Source organism: Ruegeria sp. CDSC068 (assembly GCF_059610545.1).
This window is the reverse complement of record NZ_JBXWNV010000010.1, coordinates 102,685-123,640: the sequence shown is the minus strand read 5'-3', so window position 1 is coordinate 123,640 and position 20,956 is coordinate 102,685. Positions and strand designations below refer to the sequence as shown.

General features: G+C 57.8%; 24 protein-coding genes. 17 read left to right on the top strand and 7 right to left on the bottom strand.

The genetic code is table 11. The annotated features are described in order from the left end of the window. Positions 1–55 precede the first annotated feature (55 nt). Positions 56–1,531, bottom strand: coding sequence for an NAD-dependent succinate-semialdehyde dehydrogenase (locus AC2FID_RS18810; RefSeq protein ID WP_058276539.1), 1,476 nt, complete (start codon positions 1,529–1,531; stop codon positions 56–58). A gap of 283 nt (positions 1,532–1,814) precedes the next feature. Between AC2FID_RS18810 and AC2FID_RS18805 the strand changes: the two genes are divergently transcribed. From AC2FID_RS18805 to AC2FID_RS18770, 8 genes are read left to right on the top strand one after another with little or no spacing between them, the layout of a single operon-like run. Then, positions 1,815–2,894 carry a coiled-coil domain-containing protein gene (locus tag AC2FID_RS18805; RefSeq protein ID WP_058276579.1) on the top strand — a complete coding sequence of 360 codons (1,080 nt, stop codon included), beginning with the start codon at positions 1,815–1,817 and terminating at the stop codon, positions 2,892–2,894. Further along, a complete protein-coding gene (locus AC2FID_RS18800) occupies positions 2,884–3,201 on the top strand; it encodes a hypothetical protein (protein WP_145974870.1) in 318 nt (105 codons plus the stop codon). The genes AC2FID_RS18805 and AC2FID_RS18800 overlap by 11 nt, the downstream gene beginning before the upstream one ends. Then, a complete protein-coding gene (locus tag AC2FID_RS18795; RefSeq protein WP_282120933.1) occupies positions 3,198–4,316 on the top strand; it encodes a hypothetical protein in 1,119 nt (372 codons plus the stop codon). The genes AC2FID_RS18800 and AC2FID_RS18795 overlap by 4 nt, the downstream gene beginning before the upstream one ends. A 53-nt stretch (positions 4,317–4,369) precedes the next feature. After that, positions 4,370–6,301 (top strand): AAA family ATPase, encoded by a 1,932-nt coding sequence (locus AC2FID_RS18790; protein ID WP_496838153.1) that lies wholly within the window; start codon positions 4,370–4,372, stop codon positions 6,299–6,301. After that, positions 6,302–6,721, top strand: a complete 420-nt coding sequence (locus tag AC2FID_RS18785) for a hypothetical protein (protein ID WP_496838152.1) — start codon at positions 6,302–6,304, stop codon at positions 6,719–6,721. It abuts the gene before it with no gap. Further along, positions 6,718–8,055 (top strand): DUF6638 family protein, encoded by a 1,338-nt coding sequence (locus AC2FID_RS18780; RefSeq protein ID WP_496838150.1) that lies wholly within the window; start codon positions 6,718–6,720, stop codon positions 8,053–8,055. The genes AC2FID_RS18785 and AC2FID_RS18780 overlap by 4 nt, the downstream gene beginning before the upstream one ends. After that, positions 8,056–8,322, top strand: coding sequence for a hypothetical protein (locus AC2FID_RS18775; protein ID WP_109311285.1), 267 nt, complete (start codon positions 8,056–8,058; stop codon positions 8,320–8,322). Between the two features lie 11 nt (positions 8,323–8,333). Then, positions 8,334–8,978, top strand: a complete 645-nt coding sequence (locus AC2FID_RS18770; RefSeq protein WP_496699640.1) for a DUF1523 family protein — start codon at positions 8,334–8,336, stop codon at positions 8,976–8,978. A 62-nt stretch (positions 8,979–9,040) separates the two neighbouring features. On the opposite strand, the gene AC2FID_RS18765 is transcribed toward AC2FID_RS18770, so the two are convergent. From AC2FID_RS18765 to AC2FID_RS18740, 6 genes are all read right to left on the bottom strand, one after another. Further along, positions 9,041–10,135 carry a flagellar basal body P-ring protein FlgI gene (locus AC2FID_RS18765; protein WP_496699639.1) on the bottom strand — a complete coding sequence of 365 codons (1,095 nt, stop codon included), beginning with the start codon at positions 10,133–10,135 and terminating at the stop codon, positions 9,041–9,043. Further along, a complete protein-coding gene (locus tag AC2FID_RS18760; protein WP_496838147.1) occupies positions 10,132–11,139 on the bottom strand; it encodes a flagellin in 1,008 nt (335 codons plus the stop codon). Before AC2FID_RS18760 ends, AC2FID_RS18765 begins: the two co-directional genes overlap by 4 nt. 2 nt (positions 11,140–11,141) lie before the next feature. Then, positions 11,142–12,593 carry a flagellar hook-associated protein FlgK gene (gene flgK / locus AC2FID_RS18755; protein ID WP_496838145.1) on the bottom strand — a complete coding sequence of 484 codons (1,452 nt, stop codon included), beginning with the start codon at positions 12,591–12,593 and terminating at the stop codon, positions 11,142–11,144. A gap of 34 nt (positions 12,594–12,627) precedes the next feature. Next, positions 12,628–13,923 (bottom strand): flagellar hook protein FlgE, encoded by a 1,296-nt coding sequence (locus AC2FID_RS18750; RefSeq protein ID WP_496838143.1) that lies wholly within the window; start codon positions 13,921–13,923, stop codon positions 12,628–12,630. Positions 13,924–14,022: 99 nt separating this feature from the next. Beyond that, positions 14,023–14,859, bottom strand: coding sequence for a flagellar motor protein MotB (locus tag AC2FID_RS18745; protein WP_496699637.1), 837 nt, complete (start codon positions 14,857–14,859; stop codon positions 14,023–14,025). An 87-nt stretch (positions 14,860–14,946) separates the two neighbouring features. Further along, positions 14,947–16,281: a FliI/YscN family ATPase gene (locus AC2FID_RS18740; protein ID WP_496838141.1), complete on the bottom strand. Its 1,335-nt coding sequence runs from the start codon at positions 16,279–16,281 to the stop codon at positions 14,947–14,949. 86 nt (positions 16,282–16,367) lie between these two features. Here AC2FID_RS18740 and AC2FID_RS18735 point away from each other — a divergent pair, with 86 nt between their 5' ends. Genes AC2FID_RS18735 through AC2FID_RS18695 form a run of 9 tightly spaced genes read left to right on the top strand, consistent with a single transcriptional unit; the run spans position 16,368 to position 20,934 of the window. Next, entirely contained in the window at positions 16,368–16,754 is a 387-nt protein-coding gene (locus AC2FID_RS18735; RefSeq protein WP_282120922.1) for a FlgB family protein, read from the top strand. Positions 16,755–16,766: 12 nt separating this feature from the next. After that, complete coding sequence (flgC, locus tag AC2FID_RS18730) at positions 16,767–17,153, top strand: flagellar basal body rod protein FlgC (RefSeq protein WP_496838138.1); 387 nt, start codon at positions 16,767–16,769, stop codon at positions 17,151–17,153. 11 nt (positions 17,154–17,164) lie between these two features. After that, the gene (gene fliE, locus AC2FID_RS18725; RefSeq protein ID WP_282120920.1) at positions 17,165–17,455 is read left to right on the top strand and encodes a flagellar hook-basal body complex protein FliE; all 291 of its coding nucleotides are present in this window, start codon (positions 17,165–17,167) and stop codon (positions 17,453–17,455) included. Between the two features lie 4 nt (positions 17,456–17,459). Next, positions 17,460–17,732 carry a flagellar biosynthetic protein FliQ gene (locus AC2FID_RS18720; protein WP_282170851.1) on the top strand — a complete coding sequence of 91 codons (273 nt, stop codon included), beginning with the start codon at positions 17,460–17,462 and terminating at the stop codon, positions 17,730–17,732. Beyond that, complete coding sequence (locus tag AC2FID_RS18715; RefSeq protein ID WP_282170850.1) at positions 17,732–18,442, top strand: flagellar hook-basal body complex protein; 711 nt, start codon at positions 17,732–17,734, stop codon at positions 18,440–18,442. Before AC2FID_RS18720 ends, AC2FID_RS18715 begins: the two co-directional genes overlap by 1 nt. Positions 18,443–18,463: 21 nt before the next feature. Further along, complete coding sequence (gene flgG / locus AC2FID_RS18710; protein WP_496838136.1) at positions 18,464–19,249, top strand: flagellar basal-body rod protein FlgG; 786 nt, start codon at positions 18,464–18,466, stop codon at positions 19,247–19,249. Further along, positions 19,249–19,665 carry a flagellar basal body P-ring formation chaperone FlgA gene (flgA, locus tag AC2FID_RS18705; RefSeq protein ID WP_496838135.1) on the top strand — a complete coding sequence of 139 codons (417 nt, stop codon included), beginning with the start codon at positions 19,249–19,251 and terminating at the stop codon, positions 19,663–19,665. The genes flgG and flgA overlap by 1 nt, the downstream gene beginning before the upstream one ends. Further along, positions 19,665–20,396 (top strand): flagellar basal body L-ring protein FlgH, encoded by a 732-nt coding sequence (gene flgH, locus AC2FID_RS18700; RefSeq protein WP_496838133.1) that lies wholly within the window; start codon positions 19,665–19,667, stop codon positions 20,394–20,396. Before flgA ends, flgH begins: the two co-directional genes overlap by 1 nt. 10 nt (positions 20,397–20,406) lie before the next feature. Beyond that, positions 20,407–20,934, top strand: coding sequence for a flagellar basal body-associated protein FliL (locus AC2FID_RS18695; protein ID WP_496838132.1), 528 nt, complete (start codon positions 20,407–20,409; stop codon positions 20,932–20,934). Positions 20,935–20,956: the final 22 nt, after the last annotated feature.

The window sequence follows — 20,956 nt, the reverse complement described above, 5'->3', positions numbered from 1 at the left end:
GCAGTTTTGTGACAAACGTAATGGCCCCGGCGCGCAGCACCGGGGCCTTTTCAGATCAGACCGACAGGCAGACGTACTTCATTTCAAGATAGTCTTCCATGCCGTGATGGCTGCCTTCGCGGCCCAGGCCGGACTGTTTGACGCCACCAAACGGGCCAAGCTCGGTCGAGATGATGCCGGTGTTCACACCAACGATGCCGTATTCCAGCGCCTCGGCCACTTTGTAGACGCGGCTGAGGTCCTTGGCGTAAAAGTACGAAGCCAGACCAAAGATCGTGTCGTTGGCCATTGCGATCACGTCATCCTCGTCTTCGAACTTGAACAGGGGCGCCAGCGGGCCAAAGGTCTCGTCCTGCGCCACCATCATGTCCTGCGTCACGCCGGTCACGATGGTGGGCTGGAAGAAGGTGCCGCCCAGATCATGCGGCAGACCTCCCGTCAGAACCGCGCCGCCCTTGTCGGTAACGTCTTTGATGTGTTCCTCGACCTTGGCGACCGCTTCTTCGTTGATCAGCGGACCGGTGGTGGTGCCATCGGCTAGACCGTCACCGATTTTCAGCGCTTCGACGGCGGCTTTCAGTTTGGCCGCGAATTCATCGTACACGCCCGCCTGCACATAGATGCGGTTGGCGCAGACGCAGGTTTGGCCGTTGTTGCGGAACTTGCACATCATCGCGCCTTCGACAGCCGCATCCAGATCAGCGTCGTCAAACACGATGAACGGAGCGTTGCCGCCCAGCTCCATCGAGCATTTCATGACCTGATCGGCCGCCTGTTTCAGCAAGATGCGACCTACTTCGGTCGAGCCGGTGAAGGTCAGTTTGCGCACGCCGGGGTTTTCGCAGAATTCCTTCCCAATCTCGCTGGCGCTGGAGGACGGCAATACGTTGAACACACCAGCCGGAATGCCAGCCTGTTCGGCCAGAACGCCCATGACCAATGCGGACAGCGGTGTTTCCTTGGCCGGGCGCGCAACAAAGGCGCAGCCAGCCGCCAGCGCTGGAGCTGCCTTGCGGGTGATCATCGCATTGGGAAAGTTCCAGGGCGTGATCGAGGCCGCAACACCGATCGGCTGTTTCAGCACCATGATCCGCTTGTCGCGCTGGTGACCGGGGATCGTCTCGCCATAAACGCGCTTGGCCTCTTCGCCGAAGAACTCGATGAACGACGCGCCATAACCGATCTCGCCAACGGCCTCGGCCAGCGGCTTGCCTTGCTCGGCGGTCAGGATCTTGCCCAGATCTTCGGCGTTTTCCATCATCAGGTCGTACCAGCGACGCAGAATCACGGCGCGTTCCTTGCCGGTCAGCTTGGCCCATTCCTTTTGCGCGGCCTCAGCTTGTGCGATCGCGCCGGCGACTTGCGCGCGGCTCAGGTCTGCGACTTCGGCTACGACGTCGCCGCGCGCCGGGTTGGTCACGGCAAAGGTGCCATTGTCCCCGTCGACCCACTGACCGCCGATATAGGCTTTGGTTACAAGCAGATCGGGGTTTTTCAGGATTGATTTCAGGTCGGTTGTCGCGTCCAGCATAGGTCAGCCTCCGGCAATAAAAATTTGTTAGCACTCAAACATGTGCCTCCCGGATTGTCTATGGCCACCCGTGGGGTCAGATCAATCCAGTTTTCGTATGGTAAACGTGACGTTTTTTGCCTACCGGAGCGCATTCATGCGATCTGAGGCCAAAGTGTCAACCCGCCTATCTTTTTTTGGCGGAGTTTGCCAAAGTTCCACAGGATTGGTTGCCCAAGGGGATGTAAATGATCGTAACATCTCCTATCTTGTTGGGTGCATAATTAAAAAAGGAATAGGACAGATGTCGAACCAGCAGTTTGATGCGTTGATTGAGGAAACGCAGCAAAAAGTGCGCGAAAGCCAGTCTCAGATCGAAGGGCTGACATCCCGGATTGAAGCCGCGCGTTCTAAGATCGGCTCTGCCGAGGCCGACATCGACATCGAAAACGCCACACTTGAGGATGTGCACGCCCATACCGAGGTGATGAACGCCAATATCGCTGAGTTGATCATGGGTCTGGACGACGTCACCAGCGCCTTTTCCAAGGATTTCGATGAGATGCGCTCGAAGTCCGGGTGGGAGACGTTTGTCGGCATCTTCTCGAAAGGAAAATCCGAGTCGATGCGGCAGGAACGCATGCGCACCGCCAATATCGACGACAAGCTGCAGGACCTGATCGCCAAATCCGACGTAATCGTTCAATTGCTGCAAGGGCAGTTATCCGTGTTGGAAGAACAGCGGGTGAAGGTCGAGGAAAACCTGACCGGTACGCTGGACGACCGCGAGGCGACGGTGGCCGAGTTGGAGGCGCTGCGGGCCGAGATTCAGGATATGGATCCGACGATCATAACTCTGGAAAACAAGATCAGTGTCGAACAGGATGCCGCCGCGCGGACCCAGTTGGAGACTGAACTGGCCGAGCTGAACAAGCAATACAACGCCAAGGTTCAGGAAGAGCAGGTCAAGCTGGCCAAAAGCCAAACGCTCGAACGTTATATTGAAAAGGGCAAGACCTGGGTCGACTCCCTACAGAACCAGGCCGCGACGCAAATGGTGCTGATCAACAAGCTGCAGACAGACACGCAACAGCGCGTGGTACTGTATGACGCTCTGACCAAATCGCTGAAAACCGCGCAACAGCAGGACGTGGCCCACCGCATCAACGAGATCGGCGTGCAGACGGACCAGGAGGCGCAGACCGCCATGGCCGCCATCGGCACCGCGACCAACCAGAAGATGGCCGACATGCTTGAGGCGCATGAGGACCACATGGTCTTTGCCCGTGATGTGCTGGAGAAAAAGGCCAAGGCGGATGAACGCTTTGCCCGTCGCTTCGCCTCGATTGTCGAGAAGCATGATAAGAATTTGTATGGTGGGTAAAAAAGAGTGGTTGCGACGAATGCCATTTTTCTTGGAGCAAGACAAAGACAAGACTTGGGTAGAACGGAACGGTGAGCTTGTTTGGGGTGCAATTGGCCTCGTTTTCCTCATCTGTTTTCTGACGATGATGGCGAATGGGTTTTACCTTTTGAGTGGCGTTGGTGTTCTCGGTGCTTTGTGGTCGGGCTATCGACTGGAAATGTTTCGCAGATCGCAAGGAATTAACAGTGTGCCAACTAATGTCCAAAGCGACGGCAGTCAGTCACCTGGCCCGGACCTAGGTGGTTTTGGTGGCGGTGATGCATGACTGACCCCACTAAAGACCATGTGGGACTAACCGACACCTTCTCCTCGCGCCGCTATTTTCGAAAATTCGAGGTGATCACCGTTCACTTGTTGCGCGTGGCCGCGACGATGGAGGCTGAGGGCGCGATCTCGAAACAAGAGGTGCGGATCGTGTCGCGTTACCTTTCGGGGCTGCTCTACACCTTCCGGGCGCTCTCCATGAAATACCTGCTGGTCGGGCGCGATACGGGCCGGTTCTTTGGCAGCCTCGCCATGGACAAGCGTGACAGCGGATTTCCGGTGGCGGCCGAGCTGCTGACCATGGCCAATGACGCGCAACAGGCGCAGGTGCATCTGGCGAATATGCCGTCTGAAGATGATCTGAAAACAGACATGGTGCGGACGATCATTGGCGATCAGGAAATCCCCACCAAGCTGCAATTCGCCCTGTCTCAAAGGCTCTATTACGAGGAATTGCTAAAGGGTCAGCTGTTCTGGGCCCGCAATGATCCCGAATGCCACTGGATCGGAAATGAGGGCGAGCGGCGCAAGTTCATGATCCACTGGGCGGTTTATGACAGCCAGATCAACCTGCCGGTCATCTACCTGATGCAGTTGGAGGACAGCGGCAAAACCGCCCTGCCTAAAGACCAGCGCCGCTGGCCCGAAGTGCAGGCGCATCTGATGGCGCAAAGCTTAGGCGGTCTGAAACTGGTGACCATCGCCAAAGGCTTCGATCAGGATTTCGACGACCTGCACCCCAAACATCTGCGCCGCATCCACGTGGGACCGATGTATTCCTCGGCCTATACCGAGCAAACCGGCCCGTTGCGGCAGGTACTTGAGGATGCACAGGCACCGCAAGGTCAGGACTGGGCACTGGCCTGGACGACCGAAGAGCTGCAAAGCGAAGAGGTGATCGAAGAGCGCGCCGGATGGTTTTCCACAGTCGAGCGCGAAGTCTTCGCGCTGGACCCATTCGGCGGGCAAGGGGCCGAAACCGGGGCCACGCGCACCCAACGGTCGATCATCCTGCCCCAACGCCCGTTTCAGGTGCTGGCCGAGCGCAACCCGCCGGGATTTGGTGATGTGCGCAAATTCGTGGTCAGCAAGAGCGGGCAGGTGTTGCGCTATTAGTTTGGCCTCCGGCGGGATTATTTTTGAAAAGATGAAGCAAGGGCGGTTTTGAAATGAGTTTGACGTCAGATCAGATGGAATTGCGCGAAGACGACATTCGCAAGCATTATCCGGCAGCGACCGCCTTGCTGAACGGTTTTGAACACGCGCCGCGGATAGCCAAAGCGGTTGAGGTGGCGACCGAACGGTCTCCTGGTGTTTCCACTGGACGGCGGTTCCGCTCCACGACACCGGGGCTGGTGACACGCCGAACCGTGCGCGCGGCCGGAGTGCATCTGGTCGAACGGATTGAGGCCTCAGACGATGGCGATGTGTTGGTCTCGCCGCCTCAGGCGACCACTCAACAGGCCATTCGCCGCGCCATTGCCATCGCCTTGGCTGTGGGTGAGGCCTATGCGGAACAGACCTCGCTGGCTGATCTGAAACGCGCGAACTTGGCCGGGGACTTGCCCGCCGCCCGCAAGACCGAATTCTCGGAACTGCTTACGGCGGAGGCTCTGATAACCTCGCACACGTTTGGAAATGCACTGGCCTATCTGATCTCCTCGCATCTGGGTGAAACCACGGTTGATATTGGTGAGATCGAAGAGGTCCTGACCGACAACGGCCAACTCGCCCTGCATGGCGCTTTGTGGGAGTTGGACCAGACGCTGGCCAAACTCGCCCCCGACGATGCCCACCTGATTGCCGCCACCAGCGCCTATGCCGAGCAACTGATGGAAAAGGCCGCGCTGCGCGCGCAGTCAGCAGGCCATCTGGCCCCGTTCCAGAACGCCGCATGGCACATCGAGGCTGATGATCTGACGATCCGGGGGTTCGAACCGGCCTCCAAGGCCAAATCCACCACCCTGACCATGACGTTCAAGAAACCGAATGAGGTGGTCGGCAACCATATCGCCAAATATCAGGCGATGAAGCTGGCCAAGATGGTCATGGCCTATGACTTCGACCGCCGCCTGAACCCGTTCGCGGAACTCGGCGGGTTCATCTTTACCTTTATGGGGGATGGCAAACCGGGCACCGGCAAGACCACTCTGATTCAGATGATGGCGGGGCTGATCAACGATTATTGCCAGAACGCGGGTTATCCGTTCCGCTATCAGAACCTGAGTACCGACAATATCGACAGCTATCAGGGCAAATCCGGTCAAAACGCGAAGGCCTTTATCAACACGATCATCGACCCCTCGGTCATCGGCTTTGGCACCATCGACGACATCGACCAATTGGCGGGCAAGCGTGGCGATCGGCAGTCGTCAGCCGGGCAACTGGAAATCACCGCCGTGCTGATGGAGAGCTTTGCGGGTGCCAACACCGTCGTGCGCGGCAACTGCACCTTTGGCATGTTCTCGAACTACCCAGAGAATGTGGACGATGCCCTGCGCCAGCGGGCGGGCGCGCGGTTCCTGGTGGACGGGCCGCAGACGCGCGAGGATTACATCGACATCCTGCACCTGCTGATGGGCCGCAACCACGACATCCCGTTGGGCGAGCACGAAGCCTATGCCGCGCAGGAAATCAAAAAGGCTGTCGCTGCCAGTTTCGAAAGTCATTCCCGCCCGCACGAAGAGGCTCTGCTGCAGGTCTATGACCGGGTCTCCGGCGATATCGGCCAGATGGACACGATTGCCAAGATGGGAACCTACCTCAAGGCGATCCAGCAGGCGGATGAGCGGTTCACCGGCCGCGCGATTAAGAACATCACCGACGCGGTCAAGGTCCGCGCGATGGATTTCGAACTGCCCGACGAATGGATGGAAAACCCCGACCTGTTTCTGTTCCGCGACTACGACACCAAGAAGGCGATGATCGAGGACCTGCGCCAGCCGATCACGGTGGAAATGGTGATCCAGGAAATCAACCGCTACGCCGACAGCGAGTTCCGCTATGCCGACAAGAGCGACGAGGTCGCCATCGAGAACGCCATCCGCGAGATGGGCCGGATGGAAGAGGCCAAGCGGCGGTATCTGGAGGGGAAGGGGTAAATGTTATCTTTGATTACCTGGATACTTATAACAATGTCGCTGGCTTGGTTTCTACCAAGACTTCTTTGGCCTTTTCGTTTCCCAAATTGGTTTTCCGTCGGCTTGATGGCGGTGTTCTCCAACCTTTTTACACTATTGTTGATCGTAGCTTTCCTTCTCGGTAATGGCTTCGCATTTTCGAACGGCTTGGAAGAAAGTCATTCGGGCTTGGAACTAGACTGGACCATAATGATTGCCCTAACCTTCCAGATTGCATTGATAGGGATCTCGGTGCTTTCAGGCCTTCGCTTTGCGCGCCATCTCGCAAATGGTGGGGATAGAATTGGGACTGCAGCTCTCAAACATTTAGGTTGGGCGATAGGAATTGCGTTCAAAAAGCTAAGTAACTGGATAAGGCTGAGTTCCGGAGCATCCAAATGATCCGCCTCATCAAAAAAGGCCTGATGTTCGGCAATCTCGTCCACATCTCCAGCCCGGCTCTGGTCGAACGGTATAACCGCGCGCTGCAGCATCTGGCGGGCAAGACCACGGCGCTGACGGATTTCCATGTCGATATCTCGGGCTATTCGCCGGAGGTGGGGATTGAGCTGGAGGATGAACTCTACCTCAACCCCAACGGGGTCAACCGGCAGTTCATCCTGCTGACGACCGAGCAGAAACGCGCGCCACTGCTGAACGTCAAATTCTCGACCTCGCGCGATATCCTGCGCGAATTCATCGAGATGAACGAGGCGCAACTGTTTGCCCTGACCGCCACCGATGCGGTGGCCGGAGAGTTGGTGAACTCGGTCATCAAACTCACCACCCCGCGCGATCTGCTGAACCTGCGCAAAATCGAGATTGAGGCCGACACCGCAGGCGGCACCCTGCGCAAGGCACAGCAACTGGCGGGCATGGTCGAACGGTTCAAAACCGAAGAGGATGCCTGGTTCGACGATGTGCTGATCGCCAAGATGATCGAAACGGCCAAAGAAACCGGCGACGTCACCCGCAACCCCGTCCGCCTGCGCCATACCGCCTTTGAACAGCGCAATTTCTGGACGGCGCACTTCGGTGGGCTCTACCTGTTCCCCGATCTGGATCATCCGGCGGTGATCTGTATGGGCGACAGACCCGACGATATGCCGATCAAATACGTTTTTGACCCATCTCAGCGGAACCAGATTGCCAAGTTCCTCGGGCTAAACGGCTTGGTCGAAACGATCATTGAGGCGCGCGGCGTGAATTCCGCCGCAATCCTGCAGCAGAAAATGGACTTCCTGACCGTGGATGCCGCAGCCGATGCAGGCGTTGACCTGACAGGGTTGGACCGTGGCGATATGCGACGGCTGGCGCGAAACCATTCGGATCGTCTGCCCGACGCCTATCACGGTTTGGCGCAGCTGTTGCGCTGGGCAAAGGATGGCGGGCCGTGGCCGCGTATCACCTCGGATCACCCGGCCTATTTCTATACGCTGCGGGCGACCAACACACCGAACCGCGATCTGGTGAACATGCTGCTGGCGGAACTGGCCCCGTTGGACCCGCGTCAGGTGTTCATTTGCCATAAGGAACTGTTCTACCGCACCTATGCGACTTGGCCCGAGGCCAAAAAAGCCTATGTTGCCGACTTCCTTGCGCGCGAGTATCAGGTGGATAAGGCTGGCGCTCGGGCCGCACTATTCGGCCACGAACCGGATATGAGCGGTAATGACCGGATCAGCGAAGACATCATCGCACGCGTCGGCCCCTGGGGCGCAGTAGGGAGAAGTTAAATGTTCGTCGCACTGCGTTTCTTGATCCCGTTGCTGGTCGTTCTGACGGTCATTTATGTGGGCGTATCAATCTATTCCCGCTGGATACGGCGCAATAAGTTGATCGCCCATTGGGAGAAAAAGGGTCTGACCGGCGACCGCGATGCATTTGTCCAGCGAGGGCTAAAAAAGTACGACGGATCGTTTCGACGCAAACTGATCCTTGGGATTTACGTGGTGCCGCTGGGCCTGATCGCAATCCTGATTTATGTTACGAATTTCATGTGAGGGTTTCGCTGATGCGTTACATCAAATGGGCTATCATCATCCTGTTCTGGGGCACAATTGCCGCGGTGTTGAATTACACCCTTCCGCAGCACGATGTGGTTCGGATTTCGGATACCTATGAGAAACGGATCGACCCCGGTGAGAACAGCATCTTCTGGTCGGTTCATGACGTCGGCAGTGATGCGACAACGCCAAACCGCGATGTGTTTTTCATTCAGACCCGCAAGACCAACGGCAAGGTCATGGTGTATCGGAACGAAGACACGGGCTGGGGCTGGCCACCCTATTTTAAACTAAACTCGTCGAACCTGCAGGCCGAAGCCGCAGACTTGAAATCAACAAACGAAGCGCCTCGCTGGGTGGTTGTTCGCCACTACGGTTGGCGAAGTGAGTTCCTGTCGATTTTCCCGAATGCAGTGAAGATTTGGTCAGTAGACAGCCAAGACGTTCGGATTATTCCCTGGTTCAATATCATTTTCCTGACCTTATTCTTCGCGATAGTTTGGGCCCTTTGGGTCCGCTGGCGCCGGTTTCGCGAGGCGCGGGTTGATCCCGTGATCGAGAATATGGAAGATGGACTTTATGCCGCTGGCGACGCCATAGAAGAGCAGGGCAGCAGGTTCCGAAAGTGGCTGAACAGTTGGAAATCCAAATAGTTTTTGGTGGGGCCGTTTGGCACCTCCCTCAGCCTTGGCGGTGACCTGTTGGCCTGAGTTCCTCAGCGTACGATAAATTCGGCGTGCAGCGCTCCGGCGGCTTTGATCGTCTTCAAAATGTCGATCATGTCGCGGGGCGACACCCCAAGCGCATTCAGACCTGCCACAACTTCGGACAAGGTTGCTGCTTCGGGTATTTCAGCCAGTCCGGTGCCTTCCTCTTCTTCTATTCCCGCGATTGTTCTGGGCACCACAACGGTTTCGCCGCGCGCGAAGGGGTTGGGTTGAACCGCAATCGGCGCCTCTTCGACTGTTAGCGTAAGGTTGCCCTGCGAGACCGCCACGCGGGATATCCGCACTTCCTGCCCCATCACAATCGTGCCCGAACGCTGATCGACCACGACGCGGGCCTTGGTTTCGGGTTCGACCAGAATGTTCTCGATCCGCCCAAGCGCGTGGGCGGTCGAAATTGCCTGCGTTGCCGCGATGTTCAGCTCAACCGTCCCGGAATCGCGCATGATGGCCACCGCGCGGTTGAACTCGGTATTGATGGCAAGCTCGATCCTGCCTGCCGTAGTAAAATCAGGCTCTCGCAAAGCAAGGCGCATCTGGGTAAGCGCCGAAAGTTCGAAATCGATTTCACGTTCCACCCTTGCTCCGGAGGGGATCACTCCGGAAGTAGGAACGCCCTGCACAACCGAGGCGGCCTCTCCCTCAGCCGACACGCCGCCTGCCAAAACGGTGCCTTGCGCAACAGCGTAAATCTGCCCGTCAGCAGCGTTCAATGGCGTCATGATCAGCGTACCGCCCAGTAGACTTTTGGAATCTCCGATGGCAGAGACCGTCACGTCGATCTGCCCCCCAACGCGCGAAAAAGGCGGCAGGCTTGCAGTCACTAGAACAGCGGCCACGTTTTTGGGGCGGAAGTCCTCGCCGTTGACGTTGACGCCCAACCTTTCGAGAATGTTGGACATGATCTCTTCGGTAAAGGGCGAATTCCTGAGCCCGTCACCGGTTCCATTCAGCCCCACAACCAGACCGTAACCGACCAGATCGTTTCCGCGGACTCCGTCGAAGTCCACCAGATCTTTCAGTCGGATCGCGCCGGCGGAGGCCAGGCCAGGAAGCAACATCAGAAGAAAAACAAGAACTCTCATCTCAGGAAATTCACCAGCGACAGGTTCGCGTTGCGAACGGTGACCGAATACAGGCTTTCCAGTTGGAACTGCACGGTTTGCAACTGAGTGGCGGTTTCATAGGGATCCGCCGCGATCAATTTGCTTCGGCTGCTTTGCAGGCTGGTCCGCGCCGCATTATTTCGCGTTTGCGCCTGTTCGATTCGAGCCTCGGTCGCGCCGACATCGGCGCGCAGCCCCACCAACTGATCCTTGGCGTTGACCAGATCGACGCCCAATTGTTTGAACAGGGCCGTTCTTTGTTGCGTCGGGACATTCAGACCGCTGCCCGCGACCACGGCTGCGACTGCAATGTCGCGAATTGCGGCTTTGATGGCTGGGTCGGTCGCTGTCACAGGAATTGAAACGCTTTCATTCTCGGATATCTGCATGGGGGCCAGTTTTGTGCCGGATCCCTGATAAATTACCGCATCGAAACCGGTAGGATCGTTGAACCAATCCTCTGCCCTCTGCCGGATGTCCGCGACAGTAGCTGCGCCCGTCAACTCGGCCTCTAGCGCGGTGATCAGCGTGTCAGCGGACGGAAGCGGAGAGACATCCGTTGCGGTGCCTGAGTAAAGGCTGCGCCCTCCGGCGCGGGTGTTCAACGCAGATACGATCGCGTCCAGTTCGTTTCTGGCCTGAGCCGATGCGTTTTCGTGGGTCACCGCCTGATTTGAGGTGCCAAAGGACAGAAGTGAGGCGGTAATCCCCTCAACAGCGCCGGCAACTGTGTTCAGGCTCAGCTGCATCGCATCCGTGAACAACCCGGCTTCGGCGGTCGATACTTTGAACGCATCCAGTCTGGACAGGCTGCGATCCAGATCCAGCAGATGAGAGTAATCACCGTCCAAATGGCCAGACAAGTCCTGAACCCGTCCGGATGACAATTCGTAGGACAGTGTTTCGATCTGATTTTTGATCTCGGTCGACCGGGTTCTCAGCGTCAATCCGCGCGCCAGATCACCTATGGATGTCAAATTCATCGTCATAACCTCAGCAGAGTGTCCATCATCTCATCCACGGTCGAGATGAGCCGCGCATTCGCGGCATATGCCTTTTCGATCTGCATCAGATTTTGCAGTTCGGTGTCAGTATCCACGCCGCGTTCGGCTTCGATCTTGGCCATTTCTAGTTGTGATTGCTTGGCGAATGTCATGCGCCCCTCGGCGGCATGGGCGTTTGCCCCGGCCTTAGACAGCAGTGCCTCGGCAATTTCCGCAGCTCGCATGTTGCCGGTGCCAAATACCGCCCCGGCAACGGGACGGGCATCGTTCAGGACCGCGCTAAAGGCCCTCAGCTGCGCTGCATCGCCCGGATCCCCTGGAGTGGCGGCGCCGAGGCCCGTCCGCAATTTCCAGCTGTCACCACCAGCATCGGGGTCCACCGTCACGTTCAAGCGTATGCGCGAAGCCAATCCGATTGCCGCAGTTGCGTCGTAGCGATTGCCATCATCGGTGAACACGCCGGGATCAGTTGCCGCGACGGTCGGATCAAGACCGGCGGTCTCGAACCGTTCGATCAGGTCTTGGGCGGCGGTGTCCAAGTGTACTTGAGCCTCAACCGCCAGTTCATCGCGAATCTCGAACTGAGCCGCCAGCGCGCCGCCCCTAAGCTGCGCACTATTGCCGCCGGTGCGCACAGGCTGCCCGTTCACTTCAAGACCGGACAAAAGGCTGTTGGCAATTGTCATGTGCGGCTTGGTTTCGCCGGTAGTCGTAAAACTGAATTCTGCTGCCTGCCCCTCTAAAAGGATCAGGCCGCCGTCTGAATATAGCGACACACGGTCGTTATCCCGCGCTACGACATTGACCGGCATCAGTTCGTTCACTTGATCAATCAATATCTGGCGCTGATCCAGCAAGGCATTGATATCGCCTCCAGAATTCTTGATGCTGGGGATCTTGTTGTTCAGGTTTTCGATGTCCTGCAAGGACTGTCTCAGGCGGTTGACCTGCTTGCCGATGGTCCTGTCTGCGTCCGACCGTGCCTGACGCAAACCTTCGGATGCCGCGTTAAGGCTGTCCGCCAAATCCCGGGCAGCGCGGGCCGCCTGATCCAGCCGCACTTTGGAATCGGGCAAGCTGGCGGCCGTTGTCATGTCGTTCTCAAATTCGGTCAACCGAGAGGCAATGGATTTGGGGTCATCAACCGAACCCACGGCCTTTTCAAAACGGGTGTAGAACTCTGAAATTGCGCTTGTACCAGCAAGCTTTGCGTCGGAATCGCGCCGGTTGGCGATCAGGGCCGGGTCCTGATGGCGCGTCACGCCGACGGTGCGCACGCCGTTGCCTGAGATCGGACTTGTCGCCAATTCCAGCGAGCGACGCGCATAGCCCGGTGTCAGGGCGTTGGCGATATTGCCCGAGACAACTGCGGCCCCGCGGCTTGCGGCGGTCAGACCGCCCAACGCGTTGTTCAATGCTGTCGTCATGTTCATTGGATAGGTCCTTTCCCTAGCTGAATGCCCCAGATCAACGTTTGATATTCGTCGTTTCCTGCAGCATCTCGTCGACTGTCTGGATCACTTTGGCGCTTGAGGAAAATGCCCGCTGCGTCTGGATCATTGATGTCAGTTCAGTTGCAATATCTGTCGTCGATTCTTCGCGCGCAAAGGACACCAGATCGCCCGTTGGCCCATCGCCCGCGTTCCAAAGGAAGAACGTTCCGCTGTCGCGGGATGGGGCATAGGTCTGATTATCCAGCGCCGTTAGCCCATTCGGGTTGGGAACATCGACAAGCGGAATCTGGTACACGCGCCGGCTGACACCGCTGTCGTATTGCGCGTAGACGTAACCGTTTTCGTCCACCTTTACGCCGGTCATCGTCGCAACCGGGGCACCGTCGCGCGTGATTGATACTGGGGCAAATGTATCCGACAGCTGGGTAATCCCATCTTTGTCGCCAATCTGACCGATATTAATCTCCATCGGCCCACCATCTACGTTTACCACAAAACTGCCATTTGCCGGATCGTAAGCACCACCTGAAATGGTAGTCACGCTGGCCAGCGTGCCGCCTGCGGTTCGGCTGTCGGTGAAGGTCAGGCGGTACTCTCCGATCACCGCACCGCCAGATGCGGTATCGCGCAGCGTCATGGTCCATTCATTGCTGGATCCTGTTCCGGGCACAGTCGGGACCAGTTCAATGTTTACGGATTCTGATTTTCCGAGGTTGTCAAAATATTCAACCGACAAAGGCTGTGCGTCACCCGGTGCGCCGGCATCCGTCGCCGTGGCCGGAAGGTTCATGCGCAGGTTCATGCTTGTGGTCGGCGAGCCGGTCAATTGATTGACGCTGAGTTTGACGGGTTCCAGCGCAGCTGGTGTATCCCTTGGCACATTAGGGATCGATCCGTCCGGGCCAGCGGGCCAACCCAACAAAACAAGCCCCGATTGCGTTACCAGATGACCCTGCTCATTGGTGCGAAACGAGCCGGTTGTGGTCAGAAGCATTTCATTCGAGTTTGACGCCACCTGAGAGCTGGGCCGCACGGGTAGCAGGCCACGGCCGCGCACTGCCAGGTCGGTTGAATTGTTCGTTGTGACCAGCGATCCGCGCTGGTCGATCATGCGTTGACTTGTGGTTCTGACACCACCTGCCGAATAGCTTCCGCCCTGACCGGAGGTGACCATCGAGTGAAAGTCGGTCTCAACCCGTTTGTAGCCAAAGGTGGACGAGTTGGCGATATTGTCAGAGATGGTCGCCAGCCGGTTCGCGTTGGCCTTCAAAGCGGCCACACCGGCATTCAGCGAAGAGGAAATTGTCATTGGCACGCCCTTCTGTTGCGTCAAAACGTGATGCAACAGCTAACGTACTGGCCCTTAACAGCACGCTAACAGGTAAAATGCGTTCTATCCTTTTGAATTCTACGGCGTGCGCAGAAAAATGATCTCGATCCTGTTGTTGCGAACCGCCATCGGGTTTTTGGCCGTCAACTCGCGGTCTGCGTGCCCCGTGACCCGATCCAGCCTTTCGGCAGCCAGACCCTTACCTTGCAACATCTGGCGCACGGCCTGAGCGCGGGTCGTCGACAAATCCCAGGCCGGGTTTTGCGCCAGAACGACCGGCGAGGCACGCACATGTCCCTCGACAGCAATGGAGTTCTGCACCAGGTCCGAAGATCGCGCCACCAGCAAGGCGAGCGCGCGCATCATGGCGGTGGGCTTGTCGGTTCCCGATTCGAACAGCGGTTGATCCTCGGTATCGAACAGCTCGACAACCAAGCCTTCGTCAGTGACGCGTGTGACGATATGTTTCCGGACCTTGTCCGAAACCAGACTTTCGCCCGTGCGCCCCAGAAGCTCGGCTTCGAGTGTCGAAAAATCCTCGACGGTCTCTTTACCACCTTCCGCGTTCACGCCGACCGAACCGCGCGCCTGCCGGGCAACCGTCGGGCTTTTCTGGCTGGCGCCCGAACCATCCATCACCATGGTCTTTTCAGAGAACATATTGTTGCCGCCAAAGGCGCCGTCACCGCCGCCTGACACCGGATTCACCGGGATTGTAGGCGAAAAGTAATCCGCCAGTCCTTTGCGTTGTTTTTCCGTCGTTGCATTCAGCAGCCACATCAACATGAAGAACGCCATCATGGCCGTGACAAAGTCGGCATATGCGACTTTCCACGCGCCACCGTGGTGACCTTCGCCACCGGACACACGTTTCTTCTTGATGATGATTGGCGCCGCATTGGATTGCGCACCCATCTCCACCACCTTTTTATCACCCGCTACCGGGGTAGCAGTGCAGGTCTTAAGGCGGGCTTAACGTTTAAAACTGTCGCGATATCGCCGCTACACCAAGGCGGCTCCGGCGCGGCGCAGGATCAGTTGCAGGCGATCAAAGCTGTTTTTGATTCCATCTGTTTCGGGCTTGGCGAAAAAGGCGTCCAGCTCATCATGCACGCGCACGGCCTGATCCAACAGCGGATCGGCGCCCTCGGAATAGAGCCCGGCTTTGATCATGACTTCGGACTGTTCATAGCTGCCAACCAGTCGGCGGGCTTGCGAGATCAACTGGTTTTCTTCCTCTGTGGCCGCACCGGGCAGGCTGCGCGAGACAGAGCGGCTGAGGTCGATCGCGGGAAACCGGCCACGCTCGGCAATCTCGCGGCTCAGGACAATGTGGCCGTCCAGTACACCGCGCAGGATATCGGCTATTGGTTCATCCATGTCCGATCCTGCGACCAAAACACTAAATACGGCGGTGATGTCGCCCTGTTCGCCGGTGCCCGGACCCGCGCGCTCGCAAAGGCCCGCAATCAATGGGGTCACTGAAGGTGGAAACCCGCGAAGCGACGGTTGCTCACCTGTAGCAACAGCAATCTCGCGATGCGCTTCGGCGAAACGGGTGACGGAATCGACCAGGAACAGGACATTCAGCCCCCGGTCTCGCAGATACTCTGCTACCGACATCGCGGACCAGGCACATCGGCGGCGCGCCAGGGCGGACTGATCAGACGTTGCGGCCACGACGACTGACCGCTTCATTCCGTCGGAACCCAGTGCATGTTCGACAAACTCGTTGACCTCGCGCCCACGCTCACCGACCAGCGCGACGACAACTGCATCCGCCTGCATCGACCGCGCCAGAGTCGCCAGCAAAGTGGACTTTCCCACGCCCGAACCGGCGAACAGTCCAATGCGCTGACCCAGAACGATGGGCAGCATAGTGTTCAGCATCGCAAGACCAGTCTCCATTCGTTGACCCAAAGGTTTGCGATCGACCGCAGGTGGAGGGGCTTGCATTATGTCCTGCTCCTGAATTCCCGACAGCAGCGGTTTTCCGTCCAATGGATTGCCAAACGGGTCGACCACCCGTCCCAACCAGTGCATTCCCGGCGCAAAGGCTGGTGTTTGGTTCAGAATCACTCTGTCACCAAGGCAGACCCCGTCCGGTGCCGTGGCGGGCAGCATGTGAATCAGATCCGATTCGACATGCAATATCTCGCCTGCTAGATCCGGCCCATTGCGTCGGCGTAAGGTCACATGATCCCCGATCCGCGCATGCGCTGCGAGGCCATCAACTTCTATAAACCCGCGCGCGACGCTGGCCACATGCCCCATATGGCGTGTGGCAGTCAGGCGGTCGATTTCACATTTCAATAGCATCGGGTCGAGATCGGACATCGTGGGTTCTCCAACGGTTTCTGAAAACGGTTTTTAAAGGAATCGGGGTTAAGCCTTGATTGAAATTGATCGAGGGAGAAGCCCCGATGTTCTATGACCTGAACGTCTTTAAGACCGCGTACGCAATGGCAACACATGCCGGGCAACGGCAATCCGTCATCGCACGAAACATGGCCAACGCGGATACGCCAGGCTACCAGCCCCGCGATATCGAGGCCTTTCAAAAAGCATTCGAAAGCTCGGGTCGTGAGGTCGCAATGACTGCCACGCGGGCGGGACATCTGAATGGTGTTGGTGGCCCAAAGCCCTGGGCTGAGATTGAAGCCACCCCTTCGGGTGACCCAAACGGCAATGGCGTTTCCGTCGAGGAAGAGATGCTAAAAGGCGTTGAAGTCAAGCGTCAGCATGACCGCGCCCTGGCGATCTACAAATCTTCAATGAACATTCTGCGCAGCAGCGTCGGCCGGGCATAAGGGGGCCGTAGGATGAGTGACTTTTCCCATTCTCTGACCACCTCTGCCAGCGCCTTGCGCGCACAGGCCGCGCGTTTGCGCCATGTGTCCGAAAACATCTCGAACGCGGATACACCGGGTTATCGGCGCAAGACGGTCCCGTTTGAAGCCGTGAACAAAGACGGCAAAGAAATGGTGCAGGCAGGGCGGGTCAAGCTGGACCGCCGCGCGCTGTCGCGCGTCTATGACCCAAGTCATCCGATGGCCGATGACACAGGCCATTTTCGCGGCTCGAACGTCGATCTGATGATCGAGATCGCCGACGCCCGCGAGGCGCAGCGCAGTTACGAAGCCAACCTCAAGATGTTCGATCAGACACGTCAGATGTCGTCGAGCCTGATGGACCTCCTCAGAAAGTAAAGGACACCAGAATGGATATCCGAGCAATCAATGCGGCCCAGAGTTATGCAGGCGCGCGCCCGGCAACGCAGGCTGATCCAGACCATGCCGGAATGGCGCAGGGGCTGCGGTCTGGGTTTCAGGATTTTGCGGCGACGTTGAAACAGTCCGAGCAGATGTCGCAGGCCGCAATGACCGGGCATGCGGATCCGCATGCCTTGGTTCAGGCGCTGGCGCAGACCGAACTGGCCGTGGAAACGGCTGTGATCGTGCGCAACAAGGTGGTCGAGGCCTATCAGGAAATCCTGCGGATGCCGGTCTGACGCAATGCTCAGCGAAGGTCTGTTCTATGACATCGTACGTCAGGCGCTTTGGGTCGCGGTCATCACCTCGGTTCCGATCCTGGCGGTGGCGCTGGTTTCGGGCCTGATCGTTGGTCTGTTCCAGGCGCTGACCTCGGTGCAGGAGATGACGCTGACCTTTGTGCCCAAACTGATCGCCATAGTCATCGTGTTCTGGATTTCCATGGGATTCATGACCCAGACGCTGGTCACCTTTTTTTCAGGAACACTCATCCCTTTAATCGCAGGAGGTCGTTGATGGATACCGCCTATGTCACCCTGTCCCGGCAATCGGGTCTGATAAACGAAATGCGGCTGGTCGCGAACAACATCGCCAACGCAAATACCACGGGCTACCGCGCGCAAGGTTTGGTGTTCTCGGAATTCGTGCGCGATATGCCCGGAAATCCATCCCTGTCCATGAGCCGTGCCGAAGTGCGCAATACTTCGCTGCAGCAAGGCGTGCTGACCGAAACCGGAGGGCAGTTCGACTTTGCCATCGAAGGGGATGGGTTCTTTATGGTCGAAACCCCGGCGGGCAATCGGCTGACCCGGGCTGGTGCTTTCTCGTCCAGTGCGGACGGGGATCTGGTGACCATGGATGGGCACCGCGTTCTGGACAGCAATGGCGCGCCCGTTTTTATCCCGCCTGATGCGTCATCCATTGATGTCGGCAGCGACGGCACGCTGAGTGTCGACGGGCAATTGCTGGGCCAGATCGGGGTTTACGGCGTTGCCGATCCTAAAACGCTGATGCGTGAAGGCAGCACGCAGTTCCGAGCCGAGGGTGACATTGAACCAGTCGAAGAGCCGGTGGTCGTTCACCGTTTTCTCGAAGGATCGAATGTGAATGCCATCGCGCAGGTCTCGCGCATGGTCGAAATCCAGCGCGCCTATGAATTGGGTCAGAGCTTTCTGGAAGCCGAAGACGAACGGGTGCGCGGTGCGCTCAAGGCGCTGATGCGATGATTTGAACAAGGAGAATTTGACATGCGAGCTTTGAAAATTGCGGCAACGGGAATGACGGCGCAGCAAATGCGGGTCGAGACGATCTCGAACAACCTCGCGAACATGAACACTACGGGCTACAACGCGCGGCGGGCCGAGTTTGCCGATCTGCACTATCAGCAGATGGCGCGGCCGGGTGCGGTCAATGCCAATGACGGCACGGTTCTGCCAACGGGTATCCAATTGGGCCTTGGGGTGCGCCCGGCTGCCGTGACCGCGCAGCTGTCGCAGGGCGCCCTGTCAGCCACCGGAAGCGATCTGGATGTTGCAATCGAAGGGCGCGGTTATCTGGAGGTGACGCTGCCCAACGGACAGTCCGGCTATACTCGCGATGGCAGCCTGAATCGATCCGCTGAGGGGTTGATCGTAACCTCGGACGGGTTTGCCGTAGCACCCGAAATTACCATTCCTGACGATGCGCGGTCGATCTCGATTAACCCAGCGGGCGAGGTTTATGCCTATTTCGACGACGCGCCAGAGGGGCAACTGCTGGGAGAGTTCACCCTGGCCAGTTTTTCCAACGCCAAGGGGCTCGAGGCGATTGGCAGCAACCTGTTCAAGGAAACCGAAGCTTCGGGCGCGCCTGTGGTTGGCGCACCTGGAGAGGATGGGGTGGGCACGCTGCGGCAGGGCTATCTTGAGGACAGTTCGGTCGATGCGGTGCGCGAGGTCACCGAACTGATCGAGGCACAAAGAGGATATGAAATGAATGCCAAGGTCATATCCGCTGTCGATCAGATGATGAGCGCAACGACGCAGGTGCGGTGATGCGGGTTCTGAGTTTTGTTCTGGCCTTGGCGGCTCCGATCCCGGCAATGGCTGAAATTGTGGTGTCGAAACGCACCATCCGGGTCAAGGAAATCATTTCAGCCACTGACCTGGAAACCAAGGATCAGATGGTTCCAAACGCGGTGAGCGATGCGGACTTTCTGATCGGACAAGAGGCGCGCGTCGCCCTCTACCCCGGGCGTCCTATTCGTGAGGGCGATTTCGGTCCTCCGGCAATTGTGGATCGAAACGATCTTGTCGTTCTTGTTTTTGACCGCCGCCCCCTGTCCATCACCGCCGAAGGTCGCGCATTGGGCCGCGGCGCGGTCGGGGATCGTATCCGGGTCATGAACCTGTCGTCACGCACAACCGTCACCGGAAGTATCCGGCCGAACGGCCAGATTGAGGTAAAATGATGTCTGCACTTTCAAAAACTCTGTTGGTTGCCGTTCTCATCGTGTCGGCCTGTGGCCGCGTGGATCACCTTGGCAAACCGCCAAGCTTTACGCCCAATGATGAATCGCCGGAACATGTGGCGATGCTTTGGCCCGGCTTGCCCTTGCATACGCAGCCGGCGCGTAACGTTTACAAGTCCTCGCTTTGGAGCGGTGGCCAGCAGTCCCTGCTGGGAGATCAGCGCGCGATCAAGAAAGGGGACATCATGACGGTCGTGATCGAGCTGGACGAAAAGGCCGAGATATCGAATGACACCAACCGATCCCGTAGCGGCTCGGAAAGTCTTGAGGTGCCGGGGCTGTTTGGCTTGCCGCAACGCGCGGCCGAGCACCTGCCAAATGGCGCATCCCTGGACGAAGCCGTGTCGATCGATTCCTCGTCGACCAGCAAAGGCAAGGGATCAGTGAAGCGAAAAGAAAAGCTGACATTGCGGGTGGCCGCGACCGTGATTGATGTTTTGCCAAACGGGGTGCTTTCGATCTCGGGCTCGCAGGAATTGCGCGTCAACTTTGAACTGCGTGAGCTTTTGGTCGCGGGCTATGTGCGCCCTCAGGATATCTCGCGCCAGAATGAGATTACCTATGACAAGATCGCGTCGGCGCGCGTGTCCTACGGTGGTCGCGGTCAGATCACTGACGTTCAGCAGCCCCGTTACGGGCAGCAAATCCTGGATTCAATTTTGCCATTCTGAGGAGAGAGTGATGAAAAAACTGTTCCCGGTCGTCCTTCTTTTCGCGGGCTTGGGTGGCGGCATCGCGGCAGGCGTGTTTCTGGCCCCTTCGGACAAAAAGGCAGACGTTGCCAAAGATATGAACGTCGAGTCAAAACAAGACAAGACTAGGAAGAAGGACCCGAATACCACGACAAAAAAGTCCGGCAAAGCGGACAAAAAGGAAGGTTCGGGTTCTTATGAGTATCTGAAGCTGACCAAGCAATTCGTGGTTCCGATCGTGGAATCTGATCGGATTGCAGCACTCGTCACCATGTCGCTAAGCCTTGAGGTCACACCTGGAATGGCCGAGCCGTTCTATGCCTCGGAACCCAAGCTGCGTGACCGCTTTTTACAGGTGCTGTTCGACCACGCCAATACCGGTGGCTTTGACGGGAACTTCACCCGCTCGGATAACTTGGGCGTCTTACGCGGGGCGCTGCTAGATGAGGCGCGCAAGGATTTGGGGGACGATGTTTCAAAGGTTCTGATCATGAGTGTGAACCGTCAGGATACGTGACGGGTCGGCGGGCCTTGGTTGG

What these genes read in the sequence shown, in the direction of transcription:
- flgG (WP_496838136.1), top strand. Translation starts at nt 18,464, where the DNA reads ATGCGAGCTTTGAAAATTGCGGCAACGGGAATGACGGCGCAGCAAATG.
- AC2FID_RS18805 (WP_058276579.1), top strand. Translation starts at nt 1,815, where the DNA reads ATGTCGAACCAGCAGTTTGATGCGTTGATTGAGGAAACGCAGCAAAAA.
- AC2FID_RS18720 (WP_282170851.1), top strand. Translation starts at nt 17,460, where the DNA reads ATGCTCAGCGAAGGTCTGTTCTATGACATCGTACGTCAGGCGCTTTGG.
- AC2FID_RS18785 (WP_496838152.1), top strand. Translation starts at nt 6,302, where the DNA reads ATGTTATCTTTGATTACCTGGATACTTATAACAATGTCGCTGGCTTGG.
- AC2FID_RS18740 (WP_496838141.1), bottom strand. Translation starts at nt 16,281, where the DNA reads ATGTCCGATCTCGACCCGATGCTATTGAAATGTGAAATCGACCGCCTG.
- AC2FID_RS18715 (WP_282170850.1), top strand. Translation starts at nt 17,732, where the DNA reads ATGGATACCGCCTATGTCACCCTGTCCCGGCAATCGGGTCTGATAAAC.
- AC2FID_RS18745 (WP_496699637.1), bottom strand. Translation starts at nt 14,859, where the DNA reads ATGGGTGCGCAATCCAATGCGGCGCCAATCATCATCAAGAAGAAACGT.
- flgK (WP_496838145.1), bottom strand. Translation starts at nt 12,593, where the DNA reads ATGAACATGACGACAGCATTGAACAACGCGTTGGGCGGTCTGACCGCC.
- AC2FID_RS18790 (WP_496838153.1), top strand. Translation starts at nt 4,370, where the DNA reads ATGAGTTTGACGTCAGATCAGATGGAATTGCGCGAAGACGACATTCGC.
- AC2FID_RS18760 (WP_496838147.1), bottom strand. Translation starts at nt 11,139, where the DNA reads ATGAATTTGACATCCATAGGTGATCTGGCGCGCGGATTGACGCTGAGA.
- AC2FID_RS18795 (WP_282120933.1), top strand. Translation starts at nt 3,198, where the DNA reads ATGACTGACCCCACTAAAGACCATGTGGGACTAACCGACACCTTCTCC.
- fliE (WP_282120920.1), top strand. Translation starts at nt 17,165, where the DNA reads ATGGATATCCGAGCAATCAATGCGGCCCAGAGTTATGCAGGCGCGCGC.
- AC2FID_RS18765 (WP_496699639.1), bottom strand. Translation starts at nt 10,135, where the DNA reads ATGAGAGTTCTTGTTTTTCTTCTGATGTTGCTTCCTGGCCTGGCCTCC.
- AC2FID_RS18695 (WP_496838132.1), top strand. Translation starts at nt 20,407, where the DNA reads ATGAAAAAACTGTTCCCGGTCGTCCTTCTTTTCGCGGGCTTGGGTGGC.
- AC2FID_RS18770 (WP_496699640.1), top strand. Translation starts at nt 8,334, where the DNA reads ATGCGTTACATCAAATGGGCTATCATCATCCTGTTCTGGGGCACAATT.
- flgC (WP_496838138.1), top strand. Translation starts at nt 16,767, where the DNA reads ATGAGTGACTTTTCCCATTCTCTGACCACCTCTGCCAGCGCCTTGCGC.
- AC2FID_RS18735 (WP_282120922.1), top strand. Translation starts at nt 16,368, where the DNA reads ATGTTCTATGACCTGAACGTCTTTAAGACCGCGTACGCAATGGCAACA.
- AC2FID_RS18810 (WP_058276539.1), bottom strand. Translation starts at nt 1,531, where the DNA reads ATGCTGGACGCGACAACCGACCTGAAATCAATCCTGAAAAACCCCGAT.
- AC2FID_RS18750 (WP_496838143.1), bottom strand. Translation starts at nt 13,923, where the DNA reads ATGACAATTTCCTCTTCGCTGAATGCCGGTGTGGCCGCTTTGAAGGCC.
- AC2FID_RS18800 (WP_145974870.1), top strand. Translation starts at nt 2,884, where the DNA reads ATGGTGGGTAAAAAAGAGTGGTTGCGACGAATGCCATTTTTCTTGGAG.
- AC2FID_RS18775 (WP_109311285.1), top strand. Translation starts at nt 8,056, where the DNA reads ATGTTCGTCGCACTGCGTTTCTTGATCCCGTTGCTGGTCGTTCTGACG.
- flgH (WP_496838133.1), top strand. Translation starts at nt 19,665, where the DNA reads ATGTCTGCACTTTCAAAAACTCTGTTGGTTGCCGTTCTCATCGTGTCG.
- AC2FID_RS18780 (WP_496838150.1), top strand. Translation starts at nt 6,718, where the DNA reads ATGATCCGCCTCATCAAAAAAGGCCTGATGTTCGGCAATCTCGTCCAC.
- flgA (WP_496838135.1), top strand. Translation starts at nt 19,249, where the DNA reads ATGCGGGTTCTGAGTTTTGTTCTGGCCTTGGCGGCTCCGATCCCGGCA.